General features: G+C 72.4%; 13 protein-coding genes and 1 pseudogene. 6 read left to right on the plus strand and 8 right to left on the minus strand.

The features are described from left to right. The 3 genes and pseudogenes from ACFWJO_RS34515 to ACFWJO_RS34525 form a co-directional block, all read left to right on the plus strand. Nucleotides 1–280: pseudogene (locus ACFWJO_RS34515) on the plus strand (hypothetical protein); the annotation flags it as partial. 24 nt (nt 281–304) lie between these two features. Beyond that, the gene (locus ACFWJO_RS34520) at nt 305–1,057 is read left to right on the plus strand and encodes a hypothetical protein (protein ID WP_386871705.1); all 753 of its coding nucleotides are present in this window, start codon (nt 305–307) and stop codon (nt 1,055–1,057) included. A 31-nt stretch (nt 1,058–1,088) separates the two neighbouring features. Next, a complete protein-coding gene (locus ACFWJO_RS34525) occupies nt 1,089–1,580 on the plus strand; it encodes an LURP-one-related/scramblase family protein (RefSeq protein ID WP_386871707.1) in 492 nt (163 codons plus the stop codon). Nucleotides 1,581–1,585: 5 nt separating this feature from the next. On the opposite strand, the gene ACFWJO_RS34530 is transcribed toward ACFWJO_RS34525, so the two are convergent. Next, nucleotides 1,586–2,800: a trans-sulfuration enzyme family protein gene (locus tag ACFWJO_RS34530; RefSeq protein WP_386871709.1), complete on the minus strand. Its 1,215-nt coding sequence runs from the start codon at nt 2,798–2,800 to the stop codon at nt 1,586–1,588. Between the two features lie 73 nt (nt 2,801–2,873). On the opposite strand from ACFWJO_RS34530, the gene ACFWJO_RS34535 reads away from it, so the two are divergent. Both ACFWJO_RS34535 and ACFWJO_RS34540 read left to right on the plus strand, forming a co-directional pair. Continuing rightward, entirely contained in the window at nt 2,874–4,409 is a 1,536-nt protein-coding gene (locus ACFWJO_RS34535; protein ID WP_386871711.1) for a PLP-dependent aminotransferase family protein, read from the plus strand. Between the two features lie 55 nt (nt 4,410–4,464). Next, nucleotides 4,465–5,073, plus strand: a complete 609-nt coding sequence (locus ACFWJO_RS34540) for a hypothetical protein (protein WP_386871713.1) — start codon at nt 4,465–4,467, stop codon at nt 5,071–5,073. A gap of 31 nt (nt 5,074–5,104) precedes the next feature. Here the strand turns inward: ACFWJO_RS34540 and ACFWJO_RS34545 are convergent, their stop codons facing one another. After that, nucleotides 5,105–5,887, minus strand: coding sequence for a carbon-nitrogen family hydrolase (locus ACFWJO_RS34545; protein ID WP_386871715.1), 783 nt, complete (start codon nt 5,885–5,887; stop codon nt 5,105–5,107). 172 nt (nt 5,888–6,059) lie between these two features. On the opposite strand from ACFWJO_RS34545, the gene ACFWJO_RS34550 reads away from it, so the two are divergent. After that, nucleotides 6,060–6,887: a maleylpyruvate isomerase family mycothiol-dependent enzyme gene (locus ACFWJO_RS34550; RefSeq protein WP_386871717.1), complete on the plus strand. Its 828-nt coding sequence runs from the start codon at nt 6,060–6,062 to the stop codon at nt 6,885–6,887. A gap of 3 nt (nt 6,888–6,890) precedes the next feature. Here ACFWJO_RS34550 and ACFWJO_RS34555 read toward each other — a convergent pair whose 3' ends face one another. The 6 genes from ACFWJO_RS34555 to ACFWJO_RS34580 all read right to left on the minus strand — a co-directional run bounded on the left by ACFWJO_RS34555 (nt 6,891) and on the right by ACFWJO_RS34580 (nt 12,992). Then, nucleotides 6,891–8,228: a nitrate/nitrite transporter gene (locus ACFWJO_RS34555; RefSeq protein ID WP_386871719.1), complete on the minus strand. Its 1,338-nt coding sequence runs from the start codon at nt 8,226–8,228 to the stop codon at nt 6,891–6,893. After that, nucleotides 8,225–8,887 (minus strand): GntR family transcriptional regulator, encoded by a 663-nt coding sequence (locus tag ACFWJO_RS34560; protein WP_386871721.1) that lies wholly within the window; start codon nt 8,885–8,887, stop codon nt 8,225–8,227. Before ACFWJO_RS34560 ends, ACFWJO_RS34555 begins: the two co-directional genes overlap by 4 nt. Nucleotides 8,888–8,965: 78 nt before the next feature. Then, nucleotides 8,966–9,736 (minus strand): hypothetical protein, encoded by a 771-nt coding sequence (locus ACFWJO_RS34565; RefSeq protein WP_386871723.1) that lies wholly within the window; start codon nt 9,734–9,736, stop codon nt 8,966–8,968. Further along, nucleotides 9,720–10,958 carry a hypothetical protein gene (locus tag ACFWJO_RS34570; protein WP_386871725.1) on the minus strand — a complete coding sequence of 413 codons (1,239 nt, stop codon included), beginning with the start codon at nt 10,956–10,958 and terminating at the stop codon, nt 9,720–9,722. The genes ACFWJO_RS34565 and ACFWJO_RS34570 overlap by 17 nt, the downstream gene beginning before the upstream one ends. A gap of 120 nt (nt 10,959–11,078) precedes the next feature. Beyond that, entirely contained in the window at nt 11,079–11,426 is a 348-nt protein-coding gene (locus ACFWJO_RS34575; RefSeq protein ID WP_386871727.1) for a hypothetical protein, read from the minus strand. Nucleotides 11,427–11,612: 186 nt separating this feature from the next. Continuing rightward, nucleotides 11,613–12,992 (minus strand): dihydrolipoamide acetyltransferase family protein, encoded by a 1,380-nt coding sequence (locus tag ACFWJO_RS34580; RefSeq protein WP_386871760.1) that lies wholly within the window; start codon nt 12,990–12,992, stop codon nt 11,613–11,615. Nucleotides 12,993–13,021: the final 29 nt, after the last annotated feature.

Below are 13,021 nucleotides of genomic sequence, written 5' to 3' on the forward strand. Positions count from 1 at the left end.
TCCCGGCGCCGTCGGCGAGGCACCCGGCGCGGCCGAGGTGCCCGCCGTGGGTGAGGTGCCCGCCGTGGGTGAGGTGCCTGCCGTGGGTGAGGTGCCCGCCGTCCAGCGGCCCCCGGTGTCACCCGAACGGGTCACCGCCGCCGGGGACGAAGGCCTGCTGGCGCGTCTGCAGCGCCGTTCCCGTGAACTCCCCCGGCGCGGCGTCGTCCTGACGCTGCTGCTGATCCTCATCCCCGCCGCCGTCGCCGCCGCGCTGCTCGGCAGTCGCCGCCACCACTGAGCGCCCGGAGAGGCCCCAGACCTCATGGCCCTGCTGGAAACCCTCACCGTCATCTTCGCCGTCGCCCTGCTCGCCGCCCTCGCGGTGTACCTCAAGACCAAGCTCTTCCCACGGCGGCCGGACGACCTGCCCCGCGAGGACGTCGCCGAGTACATCTCGATGATGGTGTCGGTCTTCTACGCGCTGGTGCTCGGCCTCTGCCTGGTCTCCGTCTGGGACAACCGCGCCACCGCCGACGACCGCGTCCAGGCCGAGGCGAGCGCCCTGCACCAGACGTACCTCCTGGCCGACGCCCTCCCCGCCGAGCAGCGCCGGCCGCTGCGCGAGGCGGCCCGTACGTACGCCGGGCACGTCGTGGACGTCGAATGGGCCAGGATGGCCGAGCGCGAGCCCCTCGGCGCGGAGGGCTGGGCCCTGCTCGACCGGCTGCGCGCCGCGGGCGAGCTGCGCGGCAAGGCCACCACGTCCCAGCAGATCGCCGCCCAGGAGGTGCTGGCCCAGATCGGCTACGTGGACGACGCCCGCCGGGGCCGCGAGGCGGCGGCCGACGAACGCCTCTCCGTCGTCCTGTGGGCGGGACTCGTCATCGGCGGCGTCCTCACCGTCGCCTTCATGTTCCTCTTCGGCCTCAACCGCAGCAGCACCCACGTCATCCTGGTGATGGGCCTGTCGGGCTTCATCGCCTTCACGGTGCTCCTGATCCACCAGCTCGACACGCCCTTCGGCACCGAGCTCGGCGTCAGCTCCGACCCCTTCACCCGCTACTTCTCCCCGTGACTTCTCCCCGTGACGGGGAAGGCATTCCGTCATGAAATACCTGGTACGGGACAAGATCTTCGCGATCGGCGACGACTACTGGATCGAGGACGAGCGGGGCCGGCACGCCTTCCTCGTCGACGGGAAGGCGCTGCGGCTGCGCGACACCCTGGAGCTGAAGGACCCCGACGGGCGGGTGCTGGTCACACTGCGGCAGAAGATGTTCAGCCTGCGCGACACGATGACGATCGAGCGGGAGGAGCGGCCGCTCGCCACCGTGCGCCGCAAACGGCTCTCGCTGCTGCGCAACCACTACCGCGTCACCCTCGTCGAGGGCACCGAACTCGACGTCAGCGGACGGATCCTGGACCGGGAGTTCACCGTCGAGTACGACGGCGAACTCCTCGCCCACATCTCGCGCCAGTGGTTCCACGTCCGCGACACCTACGCCGTGAACGTGGTCCGCGAGGACGCCGACTCCGCCCTGCTCGTCGCGATCGCGGTGTGCGTGATCCGGATGGCCGAGCGGGAACGGGAGGACTGACCGGCTCAGACCGTCCCGGCCGCGGCGGCCTTCTCCAGCGCCTGGGCCAGGTCCGTCCACAGGTCCTCGACGTGCTCGATGCCGACGGAGATCCGGACCGTGCCCGGGCCGATGCCCGCCGCCGTGAGCGCCGCCTCGTCCAGCTGGCGGTGGGAGGTCGAGGCCGGGTGCATGACCAGGGTCTTCACGTCGCCGAGCGAGACGCTCAGCGAGGCCACCCGCACCGCCTCGACGAAGGCCCGCCCGGCCTCCCGCCCGCCCGCGAGGTCCAGCGAGACCACCCCGCCGCCGCCCCGCGGCAGCAGCCGCGCGGCCACCTCGTGGTCCGGGTGCCCGGCGAGCGCCGGGTGGCGGACGGCGGCGACCGCCGGGTGGGCGGCGAGCCGGCCGGCCAGCTCGGCGGCGTTCGCGCACTGCCGCTCGACGCGCAGCGGCAGGGTCTGCAGCCCGCGCAGCGTCAGCCACGCGGCGAACGGATCGGTGACGGCGCCCAGTTCGACGGCGTGGTGACGGACCCGGCGGTGCGTCCCGACGTCCTTGAAGACGGCGATCCCGCCGAGGACGTCGGCGTGGCCCGCGAGGTACTTGGTCGCGGAGTGGACGACGATGTCCGCGCCGTACCCGATCGGCCGGCACAGCAGCGGCGAGGCGAAGGTGTTGTCGACGCAGGTGGGCACGCCCGCCTCCCGCGCGACGGCGATCAGCGCGGGCAGGTCGGAGACCCGGGTGGTGGGGTTGGCGATCGTCTCCAGGTACAGCAGCCGGGTCTCCGGCCGCAGCGCGGCCCGCACCTCGTCGGCGTCCGTCCCGGAGACGTACGTGACCTCGACGCCCCAGCGTTCGGCGAGGTCGGTGAGGACGGCGTAGGTGCCGCCGTACAGGCAGCGCTGGGCGATGACGTGCCCGCCGGTGGAGAGCAGCGCGAGCAGGACGCCGTTGATGGCGCCCATGCCGGAGGCGAACGAGTGGGCGTCGGCGCCTCCCTCCAGGCGGGCGACCGCGGTCTCCAGGGCGCGGACCGTCGGATTGCCCATGCGGCTGTAGAGGAAGGCGTCGGGCGACTCGAAGGCCTCGGCGAGGGCGTCCGCGCTCTCGAAGGCGAAGACGTGTCCCTGGTGGAGGGGCACGCCGAGCGGCCGGCTGCCGCGGATCTCCGGCTGCGGGGAGTGGACGGCGAGGGTCTCGGGACGGGACGTGTCGGGAAGGAGGTCGGCGCTCATGGCGTTCAGTCTGTGGACGGCGGGCTTGCGCCCACAGATCCAATCCCGGCAGATTGGTCCGCCGATGGATCCAATGACACCCTCCCTGGGCGAACTGGTGGCCTGGCTCGGCCGCTGGTCGGCCGGACGCGGGCCGATGTACCTGCTTCTCGCGGCCCGGGTACGACAGTTGATCGACGAGGGCCTGCTGCCGCCGGGGGCCGCGCTGCCCCCGGACCGGAGACTCGCGGGCGCGCTCTCGGTGGGCCGGACGACGGTGGTCGCCGCGTACGAGACGCTGCGGCAGGAGGGGCGCCTGGTGCGCCGGCAGGGCAGCGGCACGCGGGTGGCACCGGCCGCGCTCACGCCCCCGGGGGAGCCGAGGGTGACGGAGACGTCCAACCCGATGTTCCTGCACCTGCTCGAACCCGTCGACGACGTCCTGCTGTTGAGCTGCGCGGCACCGCCGTCACCGCCGCCCGCGCTCGCGGAGGCGTACGCGCGTCTCGTGCTGCCGGCGGACGACCTCGGCTACCACCCGGCCGGTCTGCCCGCGCTGCGGACCGCGGTCGCCGGCCGCTACGCGCGCCGCGGCCTGCCGACCGGCCCGGAGCAGATCCTCGTCACCACCGGCGCCCAGCAGGCGATCGGCCTGCTCACCCGGCTCCTCGTGGCGCCGGGCGACGGGGTCCTGGTGGAGGCGCCGACCTATCCGGGCGCCCTCGACCTCTTCCGGGAGGCCGCGGCCGTACCTCATCCGGTGGCGGTGGGCCCCGACGGGCTCGACGTGGACGCGGCGATCCGGGTGATGGAACGTCACCGCCCCGCCTTGGCCTATGTGATCCCCCGCTTCCAGAACCCGACCGGTACGGTCCTGCCGCCGCTGCTGGGGCGGCGCCTGGTCGAGGCGGCGGAGGCGTACGGCGTGCCGCTGATCGACGACGAGGTGCTGAGCGAGCTGCGCCTCGACGGGCCCGAAACCTGGGCGGGGGCGGGGGCTGGGCCCGAAACCTGGGCGGGGGCCGGGGCCGGCGCCGGGGCCGGCGGGTGCGAGGGGCCGCCGCCCCTGTCCGCGTACGGCACGGGGGTCGTCGCCATCGGGTCGCTCAGCAAATCGGTCTGGGGCGGGCTGCGGATCGGCTGGGTGCGGGGCCCCGCACCGCTGATCGCGCGGCTCGCGCGGCTGAAGGCGCTGCACGACCTCGGCAGTGACGTTCCGGCGCAGCTGGTGGCGGCCCGGCTGCTGGGCGACTTCGATCCGATCGTCCGCTCGCGCGTGGCGGAACTGCGGGCCGGACACGACCTGTTGCGGGCCGAGCTGGCCCGGCTGCTGCCCTCCTGGGACTGCCCGCCGGCCGCAGGCGGCCAGACGCTGTGGGTGCGGCTCCCGTACGGCGACGGCGTCTCGTTCGCCCAGCTCGCGCTGCGCCACGGCGTCGCCGTGCTGCCCGGTTCGACCATGGACGCCCTGGGCGGCAGCGCCCGCATGCTGCGGCTGCACTTCCTCCTGCCGCACGACACCCTCGTCGCCGCGGTGCGGAGACTGGCGGCGGCGTGGGCCGAGTACGCGCCGTCGCCGGAGGCGGAGGCCGCGGTCCGGCCCGCCGCCCTGAACGCGATCACCGTCTGAACGCGTCGCCGTTCTTGCCCACCCTGTCCGACCGCCGCCCGAAGGAGCCGTATCCGTGCACACCACCGTCACGCCGTTCACCCTGCACCGCTGGCAGGAGGGGAAGCGGCCGGAGCGGCTGAACGGCTGGCGGGGCGTCTCGCCGGAGTTCGGCGAGCTCACACTGGTCTGCCCGCTGCCCCGTACGCTCCCGGAGCTCATCGTGTCGGAGCTGCGCGGCGGTCTCGTCCCGCCGGCCAGCTACGAGTCGCGCGGGATACACGCCGAGAACCTCGGCCTGCCGACCCTGAACCGGGCCACGCTGCGGGTCGGCGACCGGATCGTGTACATGACCCGCAACCGCCTGGGCGCGACGCTGCACCAGCGTTCCCTGGTGCTGCGTCACGCAGGCGACCACTACCGGCTGTCCGCCCTCGACAAGCGCGGCTACGTGCTGTCGCGCGCGGCCGACGAGGAGGACCCGGGCGTCACGGTGACCGTCCGCGAGTCGGGCCGGGGCAAGGGCCGGAAGCTGACCGTCCAGGCCACCGGGCGGGCGGAGGGCGGCGACCTCTCCCTGGCGCTGATCTTCGCCGGGGTGGACCGCTCGGCCCTGACCCGGTTCGGCGCCGTGAAGGCGGGTGTCCGCAGGGCCACCGAGCTGTGGGCCGAGGCCAATTCCTAGAGGGGCGTCGAGGGGCCGCCGCCCGGCCCGTTCAGGGGCGGCCCAGGACCCGGTCCTTCAGGGCCGGGAACTGCTCCCGGGTCGTCGTGACCTTCGCCGGGTCGAGCTCGACCCGGAGGATCTCCTCGTCCGGGCCCGCCTCGGCCAGGACCTCGCCCCACGGGTCGACGACGAGCGAGTGCCCGGACTGCTCCACGCCGGCGTGCGTGCCCGCGGTCGCGCAGGCCAGCACGTACGCCTGGTTCTCGACGGCGCGCGCCCGCGCGAGCAGCGTCCAGTGCGCGAGGCGCCGGGCCGGCCAGCCCGCCGGAATCACGAAGGCCTCGGCACCGGCGTCGACCAGGCCGCGGAACAGCTCGGGGAAGCGCAGGTCGTAGCAGGTGGCGACGCCGACGGTCAGCCGCGGCAGGCCGACGGTCACCAGGTCCTCGCCGGCCGCCATCAGCACGGCCTCACCCTTGTCGAAGCCGAAGCGGTGGATCTTGCGGTAGCTCGCGGCGAGCTCGCCGTCGGGGGAGAAGACGAGCGAGGTGTTGTAGAGGGCGCCACCGGCCGCCTCCACGACCGAGCCCGCGTGCAGCCACACCCCGGCGTCCCGCGCGGCGGCGGACATCGCCGCGTACGTGGGGCCCTTCACCGGCTCGGCCTCGGCGGCGAACGCCTCGTAGGCGAAGGCGCCCATCGGCCACAGCTCCGGGAGGACGACGAGATCGGCGGCGCCCCGCTCCTCCCGTACGAGCCGGGCCACGCGCGCCCGCCGGTCCTCGACCGGTTCGTCCGGGTCTACCGCGATCTGGATCAGTGAGGCGCGCACACTACCACCGTCCTGGCATTCGAGCCGTCAACACCGGCCTACGATCGTCACACGAAAGCACTGCCGGGGTGCCTTCGGGCAGCGTAACTTAGCGTCCGAGCCTCCACGCAGTCATGTTTCAGCCCGCCCGCTACGCCAGCAGCCCGAGCACGAAGAACCGCCGAGGGGTCCCGTGACCGTCCATCCCAGCCTCCAGAACTACGCCGACGCCTGGACCCACTCCATCGAAGCGATAGCCGAGCTGGTGCAGCCGCTCGTCGAGGGCGAGTGGAACCGCGCCACGCCGTGCCCGGGCTGGTCCGTCCGCGACATCGTCTCCCACGTCATCGGCATGGAGACCGAGATGCTGGGCGACCCCCGCCCCATCCACACCCTGCCCCGCGACCTCTACCACGTGCGCACCGACTTCGCCCGCTACATGGAGATGCAGGTCGATGTGCGGCGGCACCACACCGCGCCGGAGATGACCTCGGAGCTGGAGTACGTACTGATCCGCCGGGCCCGCCAGCTGCGCAACGAGAACCGGCAGCCCGACGCCCTGATCCGCGCCCCCCTCGGCGCCGAGCAGACCCTGGAACTGGCCTACCGGATGCGGGCCTTCGACTGCTGGGTGCACGAGCAGGACCTGCGCGCCACGCTCAACGCCCCGGGCAACTGGGACTCCCCCGGCGCGTACGTCACCCGTGACGTGCTCCTGGAGGCCCTGCCGAAGGTGGTCGCCAAGGACGCCGGGGCGCCGCCGCAGTCGGCGGTGGTCTTCGACGTGAGCGGCCCGGTGGAGTTCCTGCGCACGGTCCGCGTGGACGCCGAGGGCAACGGCACCGTCGACGGCGCCCCGTCGCTCGGCCCCGCCGTGACGCTGGCGACGGACTGGGAGACGTACGTCCGCCTGGCCTGCGGCCGCGTCCGCCCCTCCGACGTCGCCGACCGGGTCAAGACGGAGGGCGACGAGCACCTGGCCCGGGCGATCCTGGCGAACTTCGCGGTGACCCCGAACTGATCGTCACGCGGGAACGTGCACGGCCTCCACGCGGCTGGCGACGAGCCGTTCCCGCTCCCGTCGCGCGGTGCGGGCCTTGAGGCGCAGGATCTGGACGACGCCCAGGGCCTCCAGGACGAAGACGGAGGAGAAGGCGATCCGGTAGTCGTCGCCCGTCGCGTCGAGCAGCACGCCCACCGCGAAGAGCGTCGTCATCGAGGCGACGAAGCCGCCCATGTTGACGATGCCGGAGGCGGTGCCCTGCCGCTCCGGCGGGTTGGCGGGGCGGGCGAAGTCGAAGCCGATCATCGAGGCGGGGCCGCAGGCGCCGAGCACGGTGCAGAGCGTCACGAGCAGCCACATCGGCGCGTGGTCGCCGGGGTAGACGAGGGTGGTCGCCCACAGGGTGGCCGTCACCGCGATGGTGCCGAGCGCCAGGGGCGCGCGGGCGGCGTGGTGCCGGGCGATGATCTGGCCGTAGACGAGCCCCACGAGCATGTTGGAGGCCACCACGAGGGTCAGCAGTTCCCCGGCGGTCTCCCGTGTCAGGCCCTGCGCCTCGACCAGGAAGGGCAGCCCCCAGAGCAGCAGGAACACCATGGCGGGGAACTGGGTGGTGAAGTGCACCCACATGCCGAGCCGGGTGCCCGGCTCGCGCCAGGACTCGGCGATCTGCCGGCGGACGAAGGCGGCGCCCGCGGGCGAGGGAGGTGCCCCCTGCTCGGGGGACGGCTCGGGCTCGTGGCCCTCGGGGTGGTCCTTGAGGAAGAGCAGCAGCAGGACGAGGACGACCACGCCGGCGGCGGCGCTGCCCGCGAAGGCGGCCGTCCAGCCGACTCCGTGCAGGAGCCGGGCGATGACGATCGTGGAGACGAGGTTTCCGGCCATCCCGACGAGACCGGCGAGCTGGGCGACCAGCGGCCCGCGGCGGGCCGGGAACCAGCGGGTGCCGAGCCGCAGCACGCTGATGAAGGTCATCGCGTCGCCGCAGCCGAGCAGGGCGCGGGAGGCGAGTGCCATCGGGTACGAGGGGGAGAGCGCGAAGCCCAGCTGCCCGAGGGTGAACAGCAGGACGCCGATGGTCAGGACCTTCTTCGTGCCGAGGCGGTCGACCATGAGGCCGACGGGTATCTGCATGCCCGCGTACACGAGCAGCTGGAGTATGGAGAAGGTGGAGAGCGCGGAGGCGTTGACCCCGAAGCGGTCGGCGGCGTCGAGTCCGGCGACGCCGAGGGACGTGCGGAAGATGACGGCGACGAAGTAGACGGCGACGCCGACGCCCCAGACGAGGACCGCGCGCCGGCCGCCGGGCGGATCGCCGGGCAGGCTGACGCCGGAGCCGTGTCCGTCACGGCCGCTCATCGCTCGTCACCCCGCACCAGGATCTTGACCCAGCTGAGGTGCTGCCGCACGCAGTGCGCGGCCCCTTCGGCGTCCCCGGCCTTGATCCGCTCCAGGATCTCGGCGTGCTCGGCGATGTTCTTGGCGATCCGGTCGGGCTGCGACTGCATGACCGCGACGCCCATCCGCAACTGACGGTCGCGGAGCTGGTCGTAGAGCCGGGCGAGGATCTGGTTGCCGGCGTGCTTGACGATCTCGGCGTGGAAGCAGCGGTCGGTGACGGCCACCTCGGCCAGGTCACCGGCCTCGGCCCGCCGCTTCTGCTCCTCCAGGAGCTCTTCGAGCCGTGCGACGAGCGCGGGCGGCGCGGGCACGGCCCGGCGTACGGCGAACTCCTCGACGAGCAGCCGGGTCTCGACGACGTCCGCGATCTCCTGCGCGGAGACGGCGAGGACCAGGGCGCCCTTCTTCGGGTAGAGCTTCAGCAGCCCTTCCATCTCCAGCTTGAGCAGCGCCTCGCGCACCGGTGTGCGGGACACCCCGACGGCCTGCGCGAGCTCCCCTTCGGTGAGCAGGGTGCCGCCCTCGTAACGCCGGTCGAGGACCGCCTGCTTGACGTGCATGTAGACGCGGTCGGCGGCGGGGGGCTGTCTGACGGGCGAAGGCACTGGTGACGGCATGCGCACAGCATAGATACAACAGGGGTGCAAGAGGCAGACCCGTCCGCATCGCGGACGGCACTGCCCTGGGCGGGCGGGTCAGACCGGCGGCATCAGGTCGCTCTCGCTGACGGTGCAGGTCAGCTCGGGGTAGACGAAGTCCGCTTCGTCGTTCTCGCGGCGTCGCAACCGGTAGAACGCACGCCTCTGCTCGTCGTCGGCCGCCACGAGGCGCGCCCCGTGCGGGAGGTAGGCCTGTCCGTCGCGAAACCGGACGAAGGTCTTCGACGTCCGGAACGTCACGCCCAGCCAGGGGTTGTCCGCCGCGCCGGCGGGCGCCTCCCAGACGATGCGGTGCCTGAGTCGCCGGTTCGTCCCGACGGAGAACGCGACGACGCCGTGGTGGGCGAGAAGGATCTCGTGCTTCTCGCCGCCGTCTTCCTTCGACTCGAAGATCAGCTTTCTCGACGGGCCCGCTCCGGGGTCCTCGTAGCAGGAGAAGACGGCGACGAACGACTCGTCGGCCAGATCGAGCGCCTGGTCGGAATGGCTGCCCATGGTCCGGTAGGCGTTCGTGTAGGTCTCGACGAGGGCGTTGTTGAAGCCGGCCGGAAGCGCCGCGCGTTCCCGGATCCGCCGCGCCAGCCGTTCGTGCGCCGGTCGGAAGCGCTGCGCCGGGCTGCCGTACCGGGCGGTGGTGCGTACGAGAGGCACGTCGCCCGATGCGTCGACCCGGGCGATGACGGCGGCTCGCCGGCCTTTCCCCACGTCTTCCCAGCGCACCGAGGCGGAGAGCTCCGTGAAGAGGTTCTCCTCGGCCGGCAGGACGCAGGAGACGATCTCGTCGGCGATGCTAGACGCGGGGCGCAACGTAGTCTCCCGTGTTCATGCTGAAGAGGAACGCGTCGCCGTAGTCGACGAAGGCCGAGGTCCTGTTCTCCTCGGCGTACAGCCGGCGCAGCTCGTCCATGCCGTCCGGCGTGGGCGGCTCCAGCTTCACCAGACCGCCTCCGGCGGCCTTGAGGAACGTGTCGCCGTTCCTGTGGACGGCTTCGGCGCTCGAACAGCGCACCACGTACCCGAGGCGGGTGGGGAGCAGCGAAGCGTCCAGCGCCGAGGGCCGGATCTCGTGCGTGTACAGCCGGTTGGTGGACAGCGGCATGAAGAGCACGGAGCCGGGATGGAGGGTCACCGTGAACTGCGGAGGGAGCCCGGACCCGTCGCCTCCTCCGTTCGGCTCCTTGAGCCGGAACCGCAGTCCGGTCAGGGCGCTGACGCCGTTCACGCCGTGGTCGAAGGGGTCTTCGGCCAGGGGCCGCAGCTGGTCGAGCCCGTCGTAGAAGGTGCAGAAGGCCATGACGCCGTTGGCGGGCATGTCCTTGGTCTTGTCGGCGTGGGCCGAGATCCTGGCCTTGGACTGCTTGCGCTCAGGCGTGGCACGGGTGTTGTGGTAGATCTGCGCGAGGACGTGGTTGAGGGGCGCGTGATTCCGGAAGACGGAGGCGGCCTCGGCGTTCAGGGCCTCGACGATGCTCGTGTCGGTCGGGCGGAAGCCCTCGGTCGGCCCCGAGAGGTTCGTGGAGCACCGCAGCAGGCGGAAATGCAGGTCGTCTCCGTGTCGCGTGACGGGCGTCAGATAGATGCCGCTGCGGCGGGCGGCCCCGGGTTTGGTGGACTCGGTCAGGGACTGGAAGGCGTGCTCCGCACGGATCCGTCCGAAGTGGTCGTCGCCGGGTGCGAAGAAGCGGCGGTAGTACACGCCGACGCCGTGCACGCGGAGGGGGACCCGGCCGAGGTCCACGAGGGTCCACGGTTCGTCGACGTCCTCGCGGCAGCCGTGGGAGAGTTCCCGGATCACGAACACCCGGTCGGCCGCACGCAGAGGAAGGCGGCTCATCGCGGCGATGTCGCCGCACAGGTAGACGGTCTTCCCCGCGAGGTCGAGCGAACCGGAATCGAGGTCTTCCGGGGCGACGACGGACCCGAAGAAGTCCTTCCTCAGCTCGTCGTCCCGCAGCGTCGAAGGCGCGACCAGGACGTTGCCCGCATCCTCGATCCGGGCTTCCTCCGCCGGCCCTTTCGCGTACGTCAAACGGCACCCCCTCGTTCTGCCCCCGACCGCCGAGGTGATCGTATCCACGTACGCGTACGCCCGGCCGGGGAGGCGCCGTCCCCGGCCGGGCGTTTCACTTCAAGCGGTCAGACCAGCGGCCTAGCTGGGCCAGTAGATCCAGGCCGAGCAGCCGGTGTGGTCCTCGCAGACCCGGAACTGCTTGATCTGCGAGCTGTACGTGGCCCACGGGCCCCAGTCGCCGTGGGCGCCGTTGCCGTCCCACTGCGAGACGTGGGCGCCGTTGGCCAGGTAGGCGTCGGCGTACACGCCGTTGCCGTCCGACTCCCCGTCGTACGCCCGCATCGAGTACGCCGTGGCCTGCGCCCGGTCGGACCCGTGGGACGCGGTGACGGTCGCCGAGGCCGAGGTCGCGGTGGTCACCGCGAGGAGCGCGGCTCCGCCCAGGATGGTCGAGGCCCGCAGGGCCGTCTTGAGCGACAGCTTCATGATTCCCCCTTCGTGTCGAGCTTGGTTCGAGCGAAGTGGTTCTCGGTCGGCGACGACTCTAGAAAGGCCTTTCCCAGGGGCACCACAGGTATTTTCGCCAAGCGTGACCGGCACGGGAAAACGGGAAACGCCCGGTGCGGCGGAGTGCCGCCGTCCGGGCGTTTCACGTGAAACGACGTCGGGCGTTTACGCCCAGGTGATGAGCCGCTTCGGCTGCTCCAGAATCGCGGCGACGTCGGCCAGGAACTTGGAGCCGAGTTCGCCGTCGATCAGGCGGTGGTCGAAGGACAGCGCCAGGGTGGTGACCTGGCGAGGCTTCACCTTGCCCTTGTGGACCCACGGCTGGAACTTGATGGCACCGACCGCGAGGATCGCGGACTCGCCCGGGTTGATGATGGGCGTACCGGTGTCGACGCCGAAGACGCCGACGTTGGTGATGGTGAAGGTGCCGCCCTGCATCGCCGCCGGGGTGGTCTTGCCCTCGCGGGCGGTGGAGACCAGCTCGCTCAGGGACTTCGACAGCTCCGGCAGGGTCTGGGCGTGCGCGTCCTTGATGTTCGGCACGATCAGACCGCGCGGGGTGGCCGCGGCGATGCCCAGGTTCACGTAGTGCTTGAGCACGATCTCCTGGGCGGCCTCGTCCCAGGCCGCGTTGACGTCCGGGTTGCGCTTCATCGCGACCAGGACGGCCTTGGCGATCAGCAGGAGCGGGTTGACCCGCAGGCCCGCCATGTCCCTGTCGGACTTGAGCTCCTCGACCAGCTTCATCGTGCGCGTGATGTCGAAGGTGATGAACTCGGTGACGTGCGGCGCGGTGAAGGCCGAGCCGACCATCGCCGCCGCCGTGGCCTTCCGTACGCCCTTGATGGGGATACGGGTCTCCCGCGCGTCCGACGACACGGCGGCCGCAGGAGCGGCAACGGGAGCGGCGGCCGGAGCGGGGACGGGCGCCTCGACGACCGGAGCCGGCGCGGCGGGCGCGGGGGCGGCCGCCTTGTGCACGTCCTCGCGGGTGATGATGCCGTCCGGGCCGGTCGGGACGACCGTCGCCAGATCGACGCCCAGGTCCTTCGCGAGCTTGCGCACGGGCGGCTTGGCCAGCGGGCGGGCCGCGGTGGCGGCACCGCCGTGGCCGTTGAGCTCGCCCTGGATCGCGGCGGCGGCCTGGCCGGGCACCACGGCGCCCTTGCGGGCCCGCCGCTTCGTGGAGGACGCGGCCACGCCGTAACCGACGAGGACCGGCTGACGGCCCTCCGGGGCCTGCTCGGCGGCCGGCTCGGCCACCGGCTCCTGCGCCGGGGCGGCGGCCGCGGCCGGCGCCGCCGGCTCGGCGGGCTCCGCTCCGCCGCCCACGTTCACCGAGATGATGACCTGGCCGACGTCGACCGTCGTGCCCTCGGGGAACAGCAGCTCGTGGACGGTGCCGTCGAACGGGATGGGCAGCTCCACGGCCGCCTTCGCCGTCTCGACCTCGCACACGACCTGCCCGTCGGTGACGGTGTCACCGGGCTGGACGTACCACTTGAGGATCTCGGCCTCGGTGAGGCCCTCGCCCACGTCGGGCATCTTGAATTCGCGGATGGTCACGGTGCTCT

Origin of the sequence: Streptomyces sp. NPDC127092, from assembly GCF_042722475.1 — a bacterium.
GTDB lineage: Bacteria > Actinomycetota > Actinomycetes > Streptomycetales > Streptomycetaceae > Streptomyces.